Here is a 19297-nt window from a genome sequence, read left to right on the forward strand (position 1 = left end):
CATGCGCTTCTGGAACGCATCCTGGATTTCGCCTGCCCTGATCACCGTCCTGACGATCATCCTGGCAGGGGCTCTGATCGGCGCACCGTTGCTGGTGCTGAACGGCTTTCCGCTGACCTTCGACGACACGCCGGGCTATCTGGAGCCGGCTTTCAACATCCTGCACCGGGCGGCCCAGCCAGCCTGGACACCGCCGCCGGACCCGTCGCCGCACGGCCTCCCGTCATCCAACATCTTCTTCCTGCGGCCCTTCGGCTACATGCTGTTCCTGCTGCCCTTCGCCGGCGGCTGGGGCGTCTGGCTGATCCCGCTCGCCCAGGGCATCCTGGCGGCGGCCGTCCTGCGCGCGGCCCTGACCGCGGCGGGAGCGCCGGAGCGGCCGGTGCTGTTCCTCGGCATCGCCGCGGTGCTGGGGCTGACCACCAGCCTGTCTCTGCACGCCGCGACGATCATGCCGGATTTCCTGACCGGGCTGGTGATCCTGCTGGTCTATGTCGTCGTCGTCCGCTGGCCGGCCCTGACCCTCGTACAGCGGCTGCTGACGGTTGCGGCGCTCACCGGCATGATCGTCTCCCATCTCAGCCATCTGGCGATCCTGGGCGGGATGATCGTTCTGCTCGCGCTTTGGGCGCTGTGGCACGACCGCGCGATGCTGCGGTCGCTGGCCTGGGGGGTGCTGCTGCCGATGGTGCTGGCGGTCGGGCTGCTGACCGGCTCCAACCTGCTGACCGCCGGCCGGCCGGTGCTGTCCGAAAGCTCGCCCGTGTTCCTGCTCGCCCGGCTGATCGGCGACGGTCCGGCGCGCGACTATCTGGCGGAGGCCTGCCCCAGCCGCGACTACCTGCTGTGCGGCAGCCTCGATACGCTGGACCGCAGCGCGCCCGGCTACGTCACCTCCGACTATTTCCTCTGGCACCCCGACGGTGCCCGCCGCCGCTTCGGCGACCAGCCCCGCTTCGTGGCGGAGGCGGCGGAGATCGCTCACAACACCATCGCCAGCCGCCCGGCTGCGGTCGCCGCGCATGGGCTGGCGAATGCCGCCGACCAGTTCGTGGAGGTCCAGCCCGACGACACCATCAACGACCCGGTCAAGCCGCTGACCCGCCGCCTGTTCAGCCGTTTCCCGGCAGCGGTCTATGACGCCTTCGACCGGTCGCTGCAAACGCAGCAGCGCTTTCCCCGCGACGGGCTGGCTCGGGTCCAGGATCTGTCGCTGTCGCTCGGCATGCTGGGGCTGGCCGCGCTGGGGCTGGGGCGCTGGCGGCGGGTCGACGCGCGGGTGCGGATGCTGATCCTGGTGATCGGCATGGGGCTGACGCTGAACGCCGTCGTCACCGGCGGGCTGTCGGCCGTCCATGACCGCTATCAGAACCGCGTGATCTGGCTCGTGCCCTTCGCAGCATTGGTTCTGCTGGCGACGGCCCGCAGCCGCGATGCCAGCCGCAATGCCCTGCCCGCCAGCCAGACGGGGCGCACCGGCTCCGGTCAGCCGACCGGGTGGAACACGCCGCCGGGCATGGGCACCGGCACCCCGGTGGTCGCCGGCAGGCTGAGCGGCAGCCCCAGCCTGCTGCGCACGGCGAGATAGCCGAAGGCCTGCGCCTCCAGCGCGTCGCCGTCCCAACCGACGGTGTCGGCCGGCAAGACGGGCACGCCCAGCCGGTCGGCCAGCATCGCCATCAGCGTGGCGTTGTGGCGCCCGCCGCCGCAGACCAGCCAGCGCACCGGCGGCGCCGGCAAATGGGGCACGACGGAGGCGACCGATGCGGCGGTGAAGGCGGTCAGGGTGGCCGCACCGTCCTGCGGCGACAATGCCGCCACCGGCGCCGGGTCGAAGGCGTCTCGGTCCAGCGACTTGGGCGCCGGGCGGCCGAAATAGGGATGGGCCATCAACGCCGCCAGCACCGCATCGTCCACCTGGCCCGCCGCCGCCAGCGTGCCGCCGTCATCGAAGCGGCCAAGCCCATGGCGCAGCACCCAGTCGTCGATCAGGGCATTGCCCGGCCCGGTGTCGCAGGCGACCACATCGGCTTCCCCCTCCTGCGGGTCGGAGCCGATCCAGCTGACATTGGCGACGCCGCCGATGTTGAGGACGGCGAGCGGGCGTGGCAACCCATGGGCCAGCGCCCGGTGGAACAGCGGAACCAGCGGCGCGCCCTGCCCGCCCGCGGCGACGTCGGCGCTGCGCAAATCATTGACCACGGCGATGCCGGTGGCCGCGGCCAGACGGGCGCCGTCGCCGATCTGGCAGGTCATGCGCCGGTCGGGATCGTGATGGATGGTGTGGCCGTGGAAGCCGATCAATTCGACCTCCGCCGCCGCGACGCCCGCCTTGTCGAGCAGGCGGCGCACCGCGTCGGCATGGGCGTCGGTCAGGTCGCGCTCGACCTCCGCCACCGGCCCGCCGCCGACATCGCTTTTGCCGAGGCAGCCGCGCAGCCGGGTCCGGAAGCCGTCATCATAGGGGATGGTCAGGAAGTCCAGCGCCTCCACCCGGTCGCGGCCGTCGGTGCACAGCAGAGCGGCGTCGATGCCGTCCATCGACGTGCCGCTCATCAGGCCGACGACCGTGCGCAGCCCCTCCTTCGCTTCCATCATCCGTTCCGCATCCCCTGTGACGATGCGGAGCAGTCTAGCTCAGCTGAGCCAAAGCTGCAGCATCAGCCGCTCGCGGCTGGCCGGCGGAGTGGCCCGGTGGTAGCAGGAGGTGTCCTCCAGGAAGCCGGTGCCGGCCGGCCCCTCCACCACCAGGATGCGGTCGCGGTCGAAGTGGGTGAAAAGCTGCTCGTCGCGGACGTTGGCGGAGCCCATCAGCATGCGCAGCGACTTGCCGTGATGGCTGCCGCGGACCAGCGCATGCTCCCCAGCGCCCGGCCCGACATCGGTCAGGTAGAACTGCGCCGAACAGAAATGGAAGTCGTGGACGTCGAAATGCCAGTCGATGGTCTGGCCCAGCTGGCGGCGCTCGTCGTCGGTGGCGTCGGTGACGAAGCTCCAGAACAGGCGCGGGATGATCTTGGTGGCGGGGAAGCCCAGGAACTTGCCGGCACATTCCATCAGCAGCGGATCGCGGCAGACCCGGCGCACCGCCGGGCAGTCCAGCGGATCGGGGACGATGCCCATCACCGCGGGCGATCCGTCCTCCAGCCGGCCCTTGCGGACGTCGTGGCGATAGAACACGCGGTCGTCGCGCAGCCGCCGCTGCAGGGGGGAGTGGGTGGCGAACTCCACCATCTCCTCGACCATCGACCAGGGCAGGTCGAAACCGAACGCGATCGAATCGCGACGCAGGTCGCCCAGCGCGCGCTCCACGGTCTGGCCAGCGAACAGGGTGGCCGGCAGCGGAGGCAAGGCGATGGGCGGGCCGGCCGGCGCCCGCTGGCGCGACCGGGGAGACAGCCGGCGCAGGGCGCTGTAGCCGCGCCGGACCGACTCGAACCGGCCCAGCGCATAGTGAAGCTCTCCGGCGACGAGGCGCCGGGCAATGTTCGCAACGTTCATGGCATGTGCATCCCTGGGGGCAGCCGAAGGACCAAAACCGCGGTGGGTTGCGCGGCCTCTGGTGCCGGAATGCACGAAGTGTAGGCAGGTTTGGGGCGATTCTAAAAATACCCTTGTGGCGTACGCCCACACGCCGGAGGAATAGCCGGGCCGGCGGAACGTCTTCCCCTACGGTCCAAACCGGGAGAAAAAGGCGCCCCGCCCTCCCGCTTAAGGTTAGAGTGCCTGCACGGCCTTCAGAACCGCTGCGACATGGCCGGTGACCTTCACCTTGCGCCAGACATTGCGCACCACGCCGTCCTTGTCGATCAGGAAGGTGGCGCGGTCGATGCCCATGTACTTGCGGCCGTACATGCTCTTCTCGACCCAGGTGCCGTAGGCCTCGCAAACGGCGCCGTCGGTGTCCGACGCCAGCGTGAAGGTCAGCTCATGCTTCGCCTTGAACTTGTCGTGGCTGGCGACGCTGTCCTTGGACACGCCGATCACCACCGCATCGACGGCGGAAAAGTCGGGCAGCTGGTCACGGAAGCCGCAGGCTTCCGAGGTGCAGCCCGACGTGTCGTCCTTCGGGTAGAAATACAGAACCACCGGCTTGCCGCGCAGGGCCGACAGCGTGACGCTGCCCCCGCCGTCGGTCGGCATGGTGAAATCCGGGGCGGGCGTTCCGACGTCTACGGTCATGGCTGCTTGACTATCCTTCTTCTTGCCGGCCGGGAAACGAGGTCTCAGGCCGGAGGCGTGGTGGCGGGTGGGGCCAGACGGCCCGCCGGTTCCTCGACCAGGGTCTTGAAATGACCATGGGCGCGGGCGGCGACGGCACGGATTCTGTGGTCCAGTTCGGGGAAGTCAACAGTGCCAGGCTCACGCTCGCCCTGAAAGTCGGCAGGAAAGGCGGCGCGGACCAGCCCGGCCAGCAGGCTGGGCGACACCTGATTGGGATCGAGCACCCCGGCGGTGGTCAGACGAAGGAAGCCCTGCACCCGCCGCCACAGCCGCAGCGTCGTCTCCAGATCCTCCGCCACCTCCGGCGCCAGCGCCCCCGTCCGGGCGGCGCAGCCCAGCGCCTTGGCGGTGCCGATGTGCAGGATGTCCGGCCGCTCGTGACCATGGCGCAGTTGCAGGTACTGGGCGATGAACTCGATGTCGATCAGACCGCCGCGGGCGTATTTGACGTTCCAGACATTGGTCGTCCCGAACTCCTTCTCGATCCGCCGCCGCATGTCGGCCACGTCCCACAGCAGCCGGTCGGCATCGCGCGGCGCCGTCAGCACCGAGCGGATCGCCGCCGACACCCGCCCGGCCAGCTCCGCATCGCCGCCGATCACCCGGGCGCGGGTCAGGGCCATATGCTCCCAGGTCCAGGCATCGGTCGCCTGATATTTCAGGAAGGCGTCCAGCGAAGTGGCGAGCGGCCCGGCATTGCCCGACGGGCGCAGCCGCATGTCGACCTCGTAGAGCCGGCCGTCGCCCATCGGGGCGGTGATGGCGTTGGTCAGCCGCTGGGTCAGCTTGATGTAATACTCGTTGGGCGACAGCGGCTTGGCGCCATCCGACAAGCGGGGACCGCCCCCGCCCCCTTGGCCCGGCGCCACATCATAGATGACGATCAGGTCGATGTCGGACGTGATGGTCAGCTGCCGGCTGCCGAGCTTGCCCATCGCCACCACCACCCAGGCACCGCCGGGAATATGGCCGTGGCGCTGGGCGAACTCCTCCTCCACCCGGCGGGCGAGGTCGGGAACGACGATGTCGGCCAGATCGGCCAGGAAGGCACCGCAGCGGTCACCGTCGGTGATGCCGCGCAGGATATGCACCCCGGCGCGGAAGCGCTGGTCGTTGGTCCAGCGCCGCGACAGTGTCAGCGCATCCTCGAAGTCGCGGGCCGGCGCCATGACGCGGGCATGGTCGTCGGCCAGCCCGTCCTCCTTGCCCGGCAGCGGGTCGAAGAAGTCCGGCGACAGCACGGCGTCAAGCAGCGACGGGTTGCGCGACAGGGTCTGCGCCATCTGCGGCGCGATGCCCATGATCTCCGCCACCAGCTCCAAGAGCCAGGGATTGGCGACGAACAGGGAGAACAGACCGACGCCGGCCGGCAGCTTGCCGAGGAAATCGTCGAAGTTCATCAGCGCCGAATCGGGGGCCGGAGTCTTCGCCAGTGCGCTCAGCAGGGCCGGCGTCAGTTCAGTCAGCAGCTCCCGCGCCCGGCCGGACCGGGTGGCGCGGTAGCGGCCGCGATGCCAGGCCGACACCACGCTGATGACGCGGGCCGGATCGGCGAAGCCCATGCCCTTCAGCGTCTCCATCGTGCCGGGATCGGGATCGGTGCCGGTGAAGACCAGATTGCCGGGGCCGGACAGCGATGGCGCCTCCTCGAACAGCTCGGCATAGCGGTCCTCGACCTGCCCCAGCGTCGCCAGCAGTTCCGCCCGGAAGGCGGCGGGGTCGTCATAGCCGAGGAAGGTCGCCAGATGCGCCACCCCGGCATCGTCGGCGGGAATACGATGGGTCTGCTGGTCGTCGATCATCTGGATTCGGTGTTCGACACGGCGCAGGAAATGATAGGCCCCGGCAAGCTCCTCCACCGTCTGCGGCGGCACGCGGCCGACGTCGCGCAGCGCCTCGTTCGCCATCAGGGTCGGAGCGATTCGCACGCGCGGGTCGCGCCCGCCGAAGATCAGCTGCTGGGTCTGGGCGAAGAACTCGATCTCGCGGATGCCGCCGCGGCCGACCTTGATGTCGTGGCCGTTGACCGTCACCTCGCGGTGGCCCTTGTGGGCGTTGATCTGGCGCTTGATCGAATGGATGTCCTGGATGGCAGCGAAATCCAGGTTGCGGCGCCAGACGAAGGGCTCCAGGAAGCGAACAAAGGAGGCGCCCGCCTCTAGATCGCCGGCGATGGGACGGGCCTTGATCATCGCCGCGCGTTCCCAGTTCTGACCGACGCTGCCGTAATAAATTTCGGCTGCGGAGACGGAAACCGCCAGCGGCGTGGCGCCGGGATCGGGCCTAAGCCGAAGGTCGGTGCGGAAGACGTAGCCGTCCTTGGTCCGTTCATCCATAATGCGGACAAGATCGCGTGCGAGCCTGATGAAGGTTCGCGCGAGGTTGTCCGGCTGGGGCGTCTGCACAACAGCGTCGTCGTACAGGACGATCAGGTCGATGTCGCTGGAATAGTTGAGTTCGCGCCCGCCAAGCTTACCCATGCCCAAAACGATCAGGCCCGAACCCACCCACGGTCGCTGCGGATCCGGCAGCGTCAGCGTCCCCGCCTCCCCGGCGCGGCGCAGCAGGAAATTCGCGGCCAACTGGACCCCCGTCTCCGCCAGCTCCGACAGGGCGCCGGTGACGCGGAACAGCGGCCACGCGCCGGTGATGTCGGCCAGCGCGATCAGCAGCGCCGCCCGCCGTTTCGCCACCCGCAGGCCGGCCATCAGCCGGTCCATCGATTTCTCCTCGCCATGCTCGGCATGGAGGGCGGCGATCAGCGCGGCGAAGGTGTCGTCGAAGCCGTCCTGCACTGTACGGGCGACGAAGGGCAACTCCCGCGTCAGGCTGTGGCCGAGATACGGGCTGTTGCCGCACACCGCCCCGATCAGCGCCCGGCCGGTCTCCGAATCGGCGAAGGCTTCCGCCCAGGCGCGGGTCTCCGGCTCCGCCGCGGCGGCCTGCTGGCGCCAGCGCTCCATCCCCAGCGCCGCCTGCGCGCTGTCGAAAGGCTTCGGCAAGGGGCTTGAGAACGCGATGGGGCTGGGCATGGCAACCGTCTTTCCTGCTCAAAACATGTGCAGAAAGCTGCACGTCTCGGACGAGAAGGTCAATCGGGCCGATTCTCCGTCTTTTCCTCACGGTGCCCGATGATCCGGCGCACCGTGAGAATCATCGGCCTGACGCTGACCGGGATCGGCGCCGTGGCGCTGGCGGCCGGCGGGCTGTTCGCCTGGCGGCTGTCGCAGGGGCCGGTCGCGCTCGACCCGCTGATCCCCTATGTCGAGCGGGCGCTGAGCGACCGCGACGGCCGGTTCCACGTCGACATCGGCGAGCTGGTGCTGTCGCTGGAGGAGGAGGACGGGCTTGAGGCCGCCGGCCGCCGTCTCGACCTGCGCGCCCGCCGGGTTCAGGCGCTGAATGCCGACGGGACGGAGCTGGCCGCGGTGCCGGAGATGGGCATCGGCTTCTCCATCCCGGCGCTGTTCCGCGGCACCCTGTCGCCGACGCGCCTCGATCTGGTCCGGCCGCGCCTGTCCGTGCTGCGCCGGGCCGACGGCAGCCTCGCCTTCGACGTGCGGTCGGATGCGCAGTCCACCCGCAAGGCCGAGGACGGCAGCCCCGATTTGATCGACGAGGCTCTGGAAAGCCTGCGCCAGCCGCCCGACATCGACCGGCCGCTGGGGCTGCTGCGCCGGCTGTCGGTGACGGGAGCCGACCTGCGGGTCGAGAACCGCATGCTCGATCTGGCCTGGCACGCCACCCGCGCCGACATGGTGCTGACCCGCGATGCCGAAGGCGCCCAGGGCCGTGCCCGCGTGACGCTGGATCTCGGCAATGCCGGCGGAACGGCGCCCCAGCGCGCCGTGACCGTCTCCGCCGCCGGCCGCTACAACATCGCCGACACCACCAGCGACCTGACGGTGTCGATCGACGGGCTGGAACCGGCGGCATTGGCAGAGTTCGGACCAGCCCTGGCGCCGCTGTCGGCGGTGAAGCTGCCGCTGTCCGGCACCGTCACGGCGCGGCTCGACCGCCGCTTCGAACCCCTGACGGTCGACCTGAACCTGCGCGGAGGCGCCGGCACCGTCGCCTTGCCCGCGCTGCGGCCGGAGCCGGTCGCGGTGCAAAGCCTTGCCTTGCGCGGCAAGCTGGACGTTCCGGGCCGGCGCTTGCGGGTCGAGGATTTGTCGCTGAAGGCCGGCGCGCCGGACGGCGGCGAACCGCTGGCGTTGAGCGCCCAGGGCCAGTTGGCCGAAACCGACCGCGGCCGCGACCTCCAGGCCCGCCTGTCGCTGACCGCCGGTGGACGCACCGCCGGGCTGGAGCTGTCGGGACAGCAGGGATTGGACAAGGCTGGCCAGGCGACTGCGCGGCTGGCCGGCTTCGTCCCCGCCGCGTTCGCCGATCTCGCCCCGGTGCTGGCGCCGCTGAAGGCAGCGGACCTGCCGCTGTCGGGCACGGTGGAGGTGGCCTTCGATCCGTCGTTCCAGCCGACCGCCGGCAAGGCCGACATCGTCGCCGACCGCGGCCGGCTGCTGCGGCCCAACCTGTTCGAAGGGCCGGTGCCGGTGGACAGGGCCCGGCTGCGCCTGCATGGAGACCGCGACCGCATCGAGCTGGACGGGTTCGAGGCCGTGCTGGGCGAGGTCGGCGGACCGCAGCCGCGGGTGGAGGCCACCGCCACCGCCCGGCGCGAGGGCAACCGCATGGCGGTGGAGACGCAGGCGACTGCCCACGGCGTGGCGCTGGACGAGCTTCGCCGCTATTGGCCCACCGTCGCCGGCCCCAACGCGCGCGAGTGGGTGACCCGCAACCTGTCGCACGGAACGGTGACGCAGGCGCGGGCGGAGGCGGCGCTGTCCGTGCCGCTCGACGGGCAAGGGAAGCCGTCGGGAGAGCCGCCCGAGCAGACGCGTTTCCTTGCCACCATCGCCGGCGAGGACATCAGCGTCCGCTATTTCCACAACCTGACGCCGGTCACCGGCGCCAGCGTGGAGGCGACGACCGACGGCAAGACCTTCACCGTCCTGACCAAGGGCGGGCGGATCGCCGATGCGAAATCGGGCGACATCGAGGTCGGCGACGGCAAGGTGGTGATCGGCGGACTGGACATCGGCAAGGAGACGATGGACATCCGCCTGCCGGTGCAGGGACCGGTGCGTTCGATCCTGACCCTGATCGACATGCCGCCGCTGGGCTATCCCACCAAGCTGGAGATGGACCCGGCGCGCACCCAGGGCACGGCCGAGGCGAAGCTGCATTTCGCCTTCCCGCTGCTGGCCGACCTGAAGGTGGAGCAGCTCGACCTCGACGTGACCGGCAAGCTGCGCAAGGTGGCGGTGGAGAAGGTGGCGGCCGGGATGAACGCCACCGACGGCGAGCTGTCGCTGGCGCTCGACCTCAAGGCGATGCAGATCAAGGGCGCCACCAAGCTGGACGGCATCCCGGTCAGCATCGACTGGAACGAATCCTTCGACAGCGCGGCCAAGGGCCCGCGCACCCGCATCGCTGTGAAGGGCGACGCCACCGCCGACGATCTGCGCGCGCACGGCATCGATCTGGAAGACCGGGTGCAGGGCTCGTTCGGCGCTGACATCCTGTTCACGGTGGACCGCAAGCACAAGCTGCTGCTGACCGGCGCCCTGAATCTGGAGAAGACCCGGCTGTCCATCGAGGAACTCGGCTGGGCCAAGCCGCCCGGCAAGCCCGGCACCGGCAAGCTGACGCTGGAGTTCGACAAGGATCGCCCGACCCGGATCAGCAACCTGACAATCGATGCCGGCGGGCTGAAGTCCGTCACCAACCTGGAATTGGCCGACGGCGGCAAGCGTGTGGCGCGGGTGCAGACCCCCAGCTTCAAGCTGGGCCAGACCGACCTGCGCGCCGACCTGACCGTACTGCCGCCGCTGAAGCCCGGCGGGCCAGCTGGAGGCCCATCATCCGGTGGCTATGCCGGAACCATCACCGGCACCAGCCTGGACGCCCGCGGCCTGACCGGCAAGACGCCGTCCGGCGAGGGCGCGGTTACGCCCCCGCCGAAAAAGCCGCCGTCACCCGCCGATGACGGCCGCAAGACCCCGCTGGACATTGCCATCAAGTTCGACTCGGTGGTGTTCGGCGACGGCCGGCGGCTGCGACAGGTCGCCGGTTCCATGAAACGGGATGCCAGCGCCTGGACCCTGCTGGACCTCACCGGCCGCAGCGAAGGCGGCGGCGTCTCGCTGAAATGGCGGCCGAGTCCGCAAGGCGTCTACGACCTCGCGATCAATGCCGAGGATCTGGGATCGGCCCTGCAGGCGATGGATCTGAATGACCGCATGCGCGGCGGACGGCTGACCCTGACCGGCCGGTCGGCGGAAGCGCGGGCCGATGCCGCCATCGTCGGCAAGGCGGAGATCCGCGACTATACCCTGATCGACGTGCCGGCCCTGGCGCGCATCCTGAACGCCATCTCGCCATCCGGCTTCGCCGAACTGCTGGGCGGCGGCAAGGGCGTCGCTTTCGGCCGCATGTCGGCGGATTTCCGCAAGGAGGGCCGCCTGCTGACCCTGAAGGATCTGCGCACCTCCGGCTCGGCGCTCGGCCTGACGCTGGAGGGCCAGATCGACCTGGAGACGGAAACCGCCAACCTCCAGGGCACCATCGTCCCGGTCTATGGCCTGAACCGCCTGATCGGCCAGATCCCGCTGCTGGGCGACGTGCTGAGCGGCGGCGAGGGCCAGGGCATCTTCTCCGCCACCTGGCATGTCCAGGGACCGCTGTCCGACCCGGACGTGTCGGTCAACCCGCTGGCGGTGCTGGCGCCGGGCTTCCTGCGCAACCTGTTCTTCCTGGGCGGCGACGGCACGCCGACGCCGGACACCAAGCCACCGCCGGAGTCGCACATGCGGTGACGGAAAGGAGCGCCGGCAATTGCCTGCTGGCGCCCCTCCCCTGCAAAGCCGTCAGCCCACCTTCACCAGCGCGTGGCGCTTCTTGCCGGCGCTGAGCTTCACCACGCCGTCGGCGTTCAGGTCCGCCGCGGTCGCCTTCACCGTCTCGTCGGCAATCGGCCCGTCGTTCAGCTTGGCCCCGCCGCCCTTGATCAGGCGGCGCGCCTCGCCCTTCGACGCGGCCAGACCGGCCGCCACCAGCAAATCCACCACCGGCAGGCCGGCCTCCAGATCGGCACGGGCGACCTCGATGCTGGGCAGCCCCTCGGCCGCGGCACCTTCCTCGAAGGCGCGGCGCGCGGTCTCGGCGGCCTCCAGCGCGGCTTCCTCGCCATGGGCGAGCTTGGTCACCTCATTGGCGAGGATCTTCTTGGCCTCGTTGATCTCTGCACCCTGGAGGCTCTCCAACCGGGCGACCTCGTCCAGCGGCAGTTCGGTGTAGAGGCGCAGGAAGCGGCCGACGTCGGCGTCCTCGGTGTTGCGCCAATACTGCCAGAAATCGTAGCTGCTGAGCTTGTCGGCGGTCAGCCAGACCGCACCGGCCGCCGTCTTGCCCATCTTGGCGCCCGACGAGGTGGTCAGCAGCGGCGTGGTCAGGCCGAACAGGTCGGCGCCGTCGGTGCGGCGGCCGAGCTCGACGCCGTTGACGATGTTGCCCCACTGGTCCGACCCGCCCATCTGCAAGGTGCAGCCGTGGCGGCGCTTCAGCTCCACGAAATCGTAGGCCTGGAGAATCATGTAGTTGAATTCCAGGAAGGTCAGCGGCTGCTCGCGGTCCAGCCGCAGCTTGACCGACTCGAAGCTCATCATCCGGTTGATGGTGAAATGCCGGCCGATGTCGCGCAGCAGCGGGATGTATTTCAGCTCGTCCAGCCAGTCGGCATTGTTCGCCATCACCGCGTCGGTCGGACCGTCCCCGAACGTCAGATAACGGCCGAAGATGCGCTTGATGCCCGCCATGTTGTTGGCGATGACCTCGTCGGTCAGCAGCTGGCGCGCCTCGTCCTTGCCCGACGGGTCGCCGATCTTGGTGGTGCCGCCGCCCATCAGGACGATCGGCTTGTGGCCGGTCTTCTGCAACCAGCGCAGCATCATGATCGGCAGCAGGCTGCCGACATGCAAGGAATCGGCGGTGCAGTCGAAGCCGATATAGGCGACGATCGGCCCCTTCGTCGCACGCTCGTCCAGCGTGGCGAAGTCGGTGCACTGGTGGATGAACCCGCGCTCCTGAAGGGTGCGCAGGAACTCCGAGACGGGAGCCGAGGGGGTGGTCGTCGTCATGGCCGCAATCCGGCTGTCGTTGGAATGAAGGGCGGAGAAATCCCGCGGTCTGTTAGCACGGAACGGCCCCTGCCTCAATGCGGCGGCCCCGATTGCCATGGTTGGAACCGGCATGCGGGCCGGCCCGTTCTCCCGCCCAAGCATCGCTGCGCCGCCGCAAGTCAAAACCCTGAGCGCAGGCCAGGTATTTCACGAAAATCCTCCCCAATCGCAATTGACATTGATTCGCAAAACAGGAGTCCGGCCCTGACTGTATTTTGGGCAGGCCACCTCATTCCAATTGATAGTGACTATCAACTACATCTTTGTTTCAAAGGGATATTTTTATTGTACGAGTCCTTCGGCTGTGCCAAGGTGCGACAAATCGTCTATTTCGGAGTATCGCATCATGCAAGGCGATCAAGGGGTCCTGGACCGTTTGAACAAGCTGCTCACCGGTGAACTGAGCGCGGCCGACCAGTATCTGTCCCATGCCCGCACCATGGAGGACATGGGCCTCAAGGCGCTGAGCGAGCGCATCTCGCACGAGCGGGTCGAAGAGCTGGAGCACGCCGACAAGCTGATCCGCCGCATCCTGTTCCTGGAGGGTACGGCCGACGTCGCCAGCCGCGACCCGATCCACATCGGCAAGACCGTGCCGGAGATGATGCGCAACGACCTGACCCTCGAATATGAGGTGGTGGCCGCGCTCAAGGAGGCAATCGCCTATTGCGAGCAGGTGAAGGATTACGACACCCGCCGCATCCTGCTGGAACTGCTGGTCGACACCGAAGAAGACCATGCCCACTGGCTGGAACAGCAGCTTGGCCTGATCGACATGCTCGGCCTGCAGAATTACCTGCAGTCGGCCATGGGCGGCTTCCCCACCTGAGCGGAGGACGGATCATGAAGGGCAACAGCGACGTCATCGTCCAGCTTCAGATCGTCCTGAAGGACCAGCTGACGCAGATCAACCAGTATTTCCTGCACGCCCGCATGTTGAAGAACTGGGGCGTCAAGGCACTGGGCAAGTGGGAGTATCACGCCTCCATCGAAGTGATGAAGAGCGCGGACGAGATCATCGAACGCATCCTGTTCATCGAGGCGATCCCCAACCTCCAGGACCTGGGCAAGCTCCATATCGGCGAGGATGTGGCGGAGATTATCTCCAGCGACTTCGGAGCCGAGCGCGAGGCCCGCGACCGCATCGCCCACGCCATCTCCGTGTGCGAGGAGAAGGCCGATTACGTGTCGCGCGACGAGCTGTCCGAACTGCTGGAAGAGTCGGAAGAGCGCATCGACTATCTGGAAACCCAGCTGAGCCTGATCGACGACATCGGTCTGCCCAACTACATCCAGTCGGCGATGGGCGAGTTCAAGGACTGAGGTTGTGCGGGGGCAGACTCTGCGAAGAGCGCCCCCTCAAACCCGCCCCTTCAGGCCCGCTGCAAAATCTCTTCCGCCAGCGCCTGCATTTCGGCCGCCGCCTGGGTCTTGCGTGCGGCCTCCGTCACCGAGAGCCCGGTCATCAGCGTGCCGGCATAGGCGGTGCGGTTGCCGACCTGCGCCGTCGCCAGCTCCACCGCAGGCGGCGCAACCAGCTCATGCACCTTGCCGACCAGCTCGTCGGCGATGCGGGCGCGCGGCGGCACCCGGTTCAGCACCAGCAGCAGCCGGCGCTTCTCCTGCGCCGCCAGATCGATGGTCGGATGCACCGCCCACAAATCCATCGGGCTCGGCTGCACCGGCGCCACCACCAGCGTGGCGGCGCGCACGGCGATGCGCGCTTCGGTCTGGGCATGGGGCGGGCTGTCGATCACCACGATGTCGTGGGACCGGGCCAGCTTCTCCACCTCGGCCTGGGTGCGCCAGCCGGTGATCTGCACATGGGTGAAGCCGGGCTGGCCGCCGGTGGCCTCCGACCGCACGGAATGCCAGCGGGTCAGGCTGCCCTGCGGATCGATGTCCACGGTGGCGACCTTGTGGCCGAGCTGCGCCCAGGCGATGGCGAGGTGGGCCGCCAGCGTGGTCTTGCCGGCGCCGCCTTTCTGCTGCGCCACGGTGAAGACCTTGCCCGTCATGCCCGCACCCATCATGTTGTGTTGGTTGATTGCGCATCCCCCTCATAACCTTGGGCATGGCACCGGTGCAACCGCGCGAATTGACACCGGTGCTGCACGGGCTAGAAAGACGCCGTGACCGACCATTCCGCACCCGATACCGGTGAAAAGCGCCCGGCGCTGATCCCGGCCACCCCCGCCGGCATCGCCCGCGCGGCCGACCTGCTGCGCACCGGCCGTCTGGTCGCCTTCCCGACCGAAACGGTCTATGGGCTGGGCGCCGACGCCACCGACGACCGCGCCGTCGCCGCGATCTTCGCCGCCAAGGGCCGGCCGCAGTTCAATCCGCTGATCGTCCATGTCCCCGATCTGGTCGCCGCCCACTCCTGGGGCCTGTTCGATGACCGCGCCCACGATCTGGCGACGCAGTTCTGGCCCGGCCCGCTGACCATGGTCGTGCCGCGCCCGGCCAACTCCGCCCTGTCGCTGCTGGTCAGCGCCGGGCTGGACAGCATCGCCATCCGCGTGCCCAACCACCCGGTGGCCCAGGCGATCCTGCGCGCCGCCGGCAAGCCGATTGCCGCCCCCAGCGCCAACCGCTCCGGCGCCGTCAGCCCGACCACGCCGCATCATGTGCTGGAAAGCCTGGGCGACCGGGTCGATGCCATCGTCACCGGCGGCAAATGCATGGTCGGGCTGGAGTCCACCGTCATCGACCTGACCGGTCCCGACGCGGCGCTTCTGCGCCCCGGCGCCGTGCTGCCCGACGAGATGGAGCGGCTGATCGGCCCGGTCCGCCTGTCGGCCGGCGATCCGACCGCGCCGAAATCGCCCGGCCAGTTGGAAAGCCACTATGCCCCCAACGCCTCGGTGCGCCTGAACGCGTCGTCGGCGGAGGAGGACGAGGCCTTCCTGACCTTCGGCCCCGACCGCTTCGTCTTCGGCGGCACCACGCGGCTGAACCTGAGCCTGGAAGGCGACCTCAACGAGGCAGCGGCCAACCTGTTCTCCCACCTGCGCAACCTGGACCAGAGCGGCGCCCGCCGCATCGCGGTGATGCCGATCCCCGATGTGGGGTTGGGGCTGGCGATCAACGACCGCCTGCGCCGGGCGGCGGCACCGCGGGGATAAGGGCGCTGCCGGCCTCCGCCCTGATCCAGCGGAGAAAGGCGGCCACTGCCGGCTTTTCCTCCACCCCGCCAGGATAGACGAGGTGATAGGCGAGGCCGTTCGACAGGCGCTGGTCGAACAGGACGATAAGCCGCCCCGCTGCGAGATCGTCCGCAGCAAAACGGTCCCGGACCAGCGCTATACCCAATCCGGCCTTGGCAGCCTCCATCACCCCGTTGCCATCGGCGAAAACCGGCCCGCGATCCACGCCCGCATCCGGCACGCCGGCCGCTCGGAACCAGAGCGCCCAGTCCCCGCGGTGCTCGTCATGCAGAAGCCGGTGAGCCGCTGGCACCCCTGCCGGATCGGCTGCCAGATCGGCCGGATGCCGAACCGGCGGTGCAGCGCGCAGATAGTCGGGGCTGCACACCGGAACCAGCTCGTCGTCGATCAACCGCTCGGCACATAGGCCTTCGTAGGCGCCCAACCCGTGACGCACGGCGACGTCGACACGATCCTGCACGAAATCGACAAGCCGGTTGGTGACCCCGATCCGTACATCGATCCCGGGCGCAGTTGCCTCGAACCGCGGCAGACGCGGAACCAGCCATTGAACGGCGAAGGCCGCGGTGCAGGACAGCGTCAGCTCCGGCCTGCGAAGCCCTGTCGTGAGTTCGGCGGTCGCATCCCGGATCAGGCGGAAGGCGGTCCGGATGGCCGCATGATAGGCCGCCCCCTCGGCGGTCAAGGCGAGGCTGCGCGGCTTGCGTTCGAACAGCCGCAAGCCGAGCGCCGTTTCCAGCTCCTTGACCTGGAGGCTGACCGCGCCGGGCGTGACGTGCAGCTCCCGCGCGGCGAGAGTCATACTCAGGTGACGCGCGGTCGCTTCGAAGGCGCGCAGTCCCGCAAGCGGGGGCAAGGAAAGCATCATGGTTTAGAAAATCTCAACCGCATGCGGAAAAACACTCGTTTGCACAATATTGGGGCTGGACGTTAATTTTAGCTCAGCTCGATTGAGCAGAAAAGGCCGCCCAATGGCGGGGCGCGTGGGTCAAGCCCGATCATGGCACGGGCGCCTGAAACATCCGTTTCGACGGCGATGGCAATTCCACCGCAAGAAACGGATCGCGGCTGGCCGACACCGCCGTGCAGGATGCCGGAACCTGGCATGTCCAGCCCCGGACACAGATACAGACGAACACTCATAAGCCATCAACGGAGGTTGCCCGATGACCGCACCGAGCCACAAACCGATGGACCTGACCGACTGGGGCCTTCTGGTCGCGCTTTCGATCCTGTGGGGAGGTTCCTTTTTCTTCGTTGGCATCGCCGTACGGGAATTGCCGCCGCTCACCATCGTCGCAATGCGGGTCGCGCTGGCAGCCCTGGCACTCGGCGGGCTGTTGCGGATCCTGGGACTGCCGATGCAGCGGGACCGCCGGACATGGGTCGCCTTCTTCGCCATGGGGGTATTGAACAACCTGCTTCCCTTCTGCCTGATCGTCTGGGGACAGACGCAGATCTCCAGCGGCGTCGCTTCGGTCCTCAACGCCACCACCCCGCTGTTCGGCGTACTGGTTGCGCATGTCCTGACCAAAGATGAGAAGATGACCGGCAACCGGCTGACCGGTGTGCTCGTCGGCTTCGCCGGCGTGGCGGTCATGATCGGTCCGACGGCATTGGCCGGGCTGGGGAACGGGCTGTTGCCGCAGCTTGCGGTGCTGGGTGCCGCCCTCTCCTATTCCTTCGCCGGCATCTTCGGTCGCCGGTTCAAGAGCATGGGCGTATCGCCCCTGGTTACCGCGACAGGGCAGGTCACCGCCTCCACCCTGATGCTGGTGCCGGTGGCCCTGCTGGTCGATCGTCCCTGGACCCTGCCGATGCCCAGTGCGGCAGCCTGGGGCGCCGTGATCGGCATCGCCCTGCTGTCCACCGCTCTGGCCTACGTCATCTTCTTCCGCGTCCTGGCATCGGCCGGCGCAACCAACCTGATGCTGGTCACGTTCCTGATCCCGGTCAGCGCCATCCTGCTGGGCAGCCTGTTTCTCGGCGAACGGCTGGCGGTCAGGCATGGGGTCGGGATGGCGCTGATCGCCTGCGGTCTCGCTGCCATTGATGGAAGGTTGTTGGCACGGCTGGGACAACACAGATCCGCATCGGCCGCCAAGGGATAGAAAATGGTCGGCGAAGACGTTAGAAGGGAACGATTGTAAGCCCCTTAACCTGCTTCGGACGCCTTGCCATGACCGTCGCCGCCGCCCTCGACCAGATCCGCGCCATCGTCGGCCCGTCCGGCATCCTCACCGACGCTGCCGACATGGCCCCCTACCTTGCGGAGTGGCGCGGGCGCTTCAAGGGCAACAGCCCGGCGGTGGTCCGCCCGGCCAACACCGCCGAGGTGGCGGCGGTCGTGAAGATCTGCGCCGAGGCCGGCATTCCCATCGTGCCCCAGGGCGGCAACACCAGCCTCGTCGGCGGCTCGATCCCCTATGAGGAAGGGCGTGAGATCGTTCTCAGCCTGTCGCGCCTGAACCGCATCCGCGACATCGACACGCTGAATTACACCATGACGGTCGAGGCCGGCGTGGTGCTGACCAGCATCCAGGAGGCCGCGGCCGACGCCGACCGCCTGTTCCCGCTGAGCCTGGGGGCGGAGGGCACCGCGCAGATCGGCGGCCTGATCTCCACCAATGCCGGCGGCATCAACGTCCTGCGCTACGGCAACACCCGCGACCTCGTGCTGGGGCTGGAGGTGGTGCTGGCCGACGGCCGCGTCTGGGACGGCATGCGCCGCCTGCGCAAGAACAACACCGGCTACGACCTGAAGAACCTGTTCATCGGCGCCGAGGGCACGCTGGGCATCGTCACCGCCGCGGTGCTGAAGCTGTTCCCGCGCCCACGCCAGTCGATCACCGCCTTCGTCGCCGTGCCCAGCCCGGCCGCCGCCATCGAACTGCTGGCCCGCCTGCGCGCCGCCTCGGGCGACGCCGTCTCGGCTTTCGAGCTGATGTCGCGCCGCTGCCTGGACTTCGCCCTCAAGCATGTCGCCGGCACCATCGATCCGCTGTCGGAGTCGTCGCCCTGGTATGTCCTGACCGAACTGACCGCCGGCACCAAGTCCGACGCCTTCCAGGAGACGGTGGAGACCGCGCTGGGCGAAGCGTTCGAGGCCGAGCTGGCGACCGACGCCACGCTGGCCCAGTCCGACGCCCAGGCCAAGCAGCTGTGGTTCATCCGCGAGGCCATCGTCGAGGCGCAGAAGTTCGAGGGCGGCTCGATCAAGAACGACGTGTCGATCCCGGTCTCCCGCGTCGCCGCGTTCATCGAACTGGCGGAAGCGGCGGTTGAGCGGGCCTGCCCCGGCATCCGCCCGACCCCCTTCGGCCATGTCGGCGACGGCAACATCCACTTCAACCTCAGCCAGCCCGAAGGTGCCGACACCAAGGCCTATCTCGACCGCTGGGACGAGATCTGCCACGTGGTGAACGAGGTGATCTTCAAGCTCGACGGCTCGATCTCCGCCGAGCATGGCGTCGGCCGCTTCAAGAAGGACGAGATGCCGGCCATCAAGGGTCCGGTGGAGTTCGACATGCTGCGCGCCATCAAGGCGACGCTCGACCCCAACGGTCTGCTGAACCCCGGCAAGATGCTGCCCTGAGCACCCCCTCACCGGTCGCCCCTCATCGGCCTCCAGTGTCATAATATTGCGGGGGACAGGCTTGCGAC

Annotated in this window: 14 protein-coding genes; 7 read left to right on the forward strand and 7 right to left on the reverse strand. The window is 68.5% G+C overall.

Annotated elements, in window-relative coordinates:
• Position 1 precedes the first annotated feature (1 nt).
• The gene (locus tag ABNQ39_RS09420) at positions 2-1588 is read left to right on the forward strand and encodes a hypothetical protein (RefSeq protein ID WP_376957124.1); all 1587 of its coding nucleotides are present in this window, start codon (positions 2-4) and stop codon (positions 1586-1588) included.
• On the opposite strand, the gene ABNQ39_RS09425 is transcribed toward ABNQ39_RS09420, so the two are convergent.
• From ABNQ39_RS09425 to ABNQ39_RS09440, 4 genes are all read right to left on the reverse strand, one after another.
• On the reverse strand, positions 1486-2598 hold the full coding sequence (locus ABNQ39_RS09425) for an anhydro-N-acetylmuramic acid kinase (protein ID WP_376957127.1): 1113 nt from the start codon (positions 2596-2598) through the stop codon (positions 1486-1488). The genes ABNQ39_RS09420 and ABNQ39_RS09425 overlap by 103 nt on opposite strands.
• Positions 2599-2637: 39 nt before the next feature.
• Positions 2638-3501, reverse strand: coding sequence for a hypothetical protein (locus ABNQ39_RS09430; RefSeq protein ID WP_376957130.1), 864 nt, complete (start codon positions 3499-3501; stop codon positions 2638-2640).
• Positions 3502-3717: 216 nt separating this feature from the next.
• Positions 3718-4182 carry a thioredoxin-dependent thiol peroxidase gene (bcp, locus tag ABNQ39_RS09435; protein WP_149229686.1) on the reverse strand — a complete coding sequence of 155 codons (465 nt, stop codon included), beginning with the start codon at positions 4180-4182 and terminating at the stop codon, positions 3718-3720.
• A gap of 44 nt (positions 4183-4226) precedes the next feature.
• Positions 4227-7256, reverse strand: coding sequence for a bifunctional [glutamine synthetase] adenylyltransferase/[glutamine synthetase]-adenylyl-L-tyrosine phosphorylase (locus tag ABNQ39_RS09440; RefSeq protein ID WP_376957133.1), 3030 nt, complete (start codon positions 7254-7256; stop codon positions 4227-4229).
• A 114-nt stretch (positions 7257-7370) separates the two neighbouring features.
• Between ABNQ39_RS09440 and ABNQ39_RS09445 the strand changes: the two genes are divergently transcribed.
• Complete coding sequence (locus tag ABNQ39_RS09445; protein WP_376957136.1) at positions 7371-11102, forward strand: YhdP family protein; 3732 nt, start codon at positions 7371-7373, stop codon at positions 11100-11102.
• 51 nt (positions 11103-11153) lie between these two features.
• Here ABNQ39_RS09445 and tyrS read toward each other — a convergent pair whose 3' ends face one another.
• Positions 11154-12422 (reverse strand): tyrosine--tRNA ligase, encoded by a 1269-nt coding sequence (gene tyrS, locus ABNQ39_RS09450; RefSeq protein ID WP_376957139.1) that lies wholly within the window; start codon positions 12420-12422, stop codon positions 11154-11156.
• 388 nt (positions 12423-12810) lie between these two features.
• Here tyrS and bfr (ABNQ39_RS09455) point away from each other — a divergent pair, with 388 nt between their 5' ends.
• Positions 12811-13293 carry a bacterioferritin gene (bfr, locus tag ABNQ39_RS09455; protein WP_376957142.1) on the forward strand — a complete coding sequence of 161 codons (483 nt, stop codon included), beginning with the start codon at positions 12811-12813 and terminating at the stop codon, positions 13291-13293.
• A 14-nt stretch (positions 13294-13307) separates the two neighbouring features.
• Positions 13308-13787 (forward strand): bacterioferritin, encoded by a 480-nt coding sequence (gene bfr / locus ABNQ39_RS09460; RefSeq protein ID WP_376957145.1) that lies wholly within the window; start codon positions 13308-13310, stop codon positions 13785-13787.
• Between the two features lie 50 nt (positions 13788-13837).
• Here bfr (ABNQ39_RS09460) and parA read toward each other — a convergent pair whose 3' ends face one another.
• A complete protein-coding gene (gene parA, locus ABNQ39_RS09465) occupies positions 13838-14482 on the reverse strand; it encodes a ParA family partition ATPase (protein WP_376957148.1) in 645 nt (214 codons plus the stop codon).
• 114 nt (positions 14483-14596) lie between these two features.
• Between parA and ABNQ39_RS09470 the strand changes: the two genes are divergently transcribed.
• The gene (locus ABNQ39_RS09470) at positions 14597-15592 is read left to right on the forward strand and encodes an L-threonylcarbamoyladenylate synthase (protein WP_376957151.1); all 996 of its coding nucleotides are present in this window, start codon (positions 14597-14599) and stop codon (positions 15590-15592) included.
• Here the strand turns inward: ABNQ39_RS09470 and gcvA are convergent.
• Entirely contained in the window at positions 15552-16502 is a 951-nt protein-coding gene (gcvA, locus tag ABNQ39_RS09475; RefSeq protein ID WP_376957154.1) for a transcriptional regulator GcvA, read from the reverse strand. The genes ABNQ39_RS09470 and gcvA overlap by 41 nt on opposite strands.
• A 298-nt stretch (positions 16503-16800) precedes the next feature.
• Between gcvA and ABNQ39_RS09480 the strand changes: the two genes are divergently transcribed.
• Positions 16801-17745, forward strand: coding sequence for a DMT family transporter (locus ABNQ39_RS09480; RefSeq protein ID WP_376957157.1), 945 nt, complete (start codon positions 16801-16803; stop codon positions 17743-17745).
• Between the two features lie 68 nt (positions 17746-17813).
• Positions 17814-19229 (forward strand): FAD-binding oxidoreductase, encoded by a 1416-nt coding sequence (locus ABNQ39_RS09485; RefSeq protein WP_376957160.1) that lies wholly within the window; start codon positions 17814-17816, stop codon positions 19227-19229.
• The last annotated feature ends 68 nt before the right edge of the window (positions 19230-19297 follow it).

Origin of the sequence: Azospirillum sp. A26 (genome assembly GCF_042604635.1) — a bacterium.
GTDB classification, from domain to species: Bacteria; Pseudomonadota; Alphaproteobacteria; order Azospirillales; family Azospirillaceae; genus Azospirillum; species Azospirillum palustre.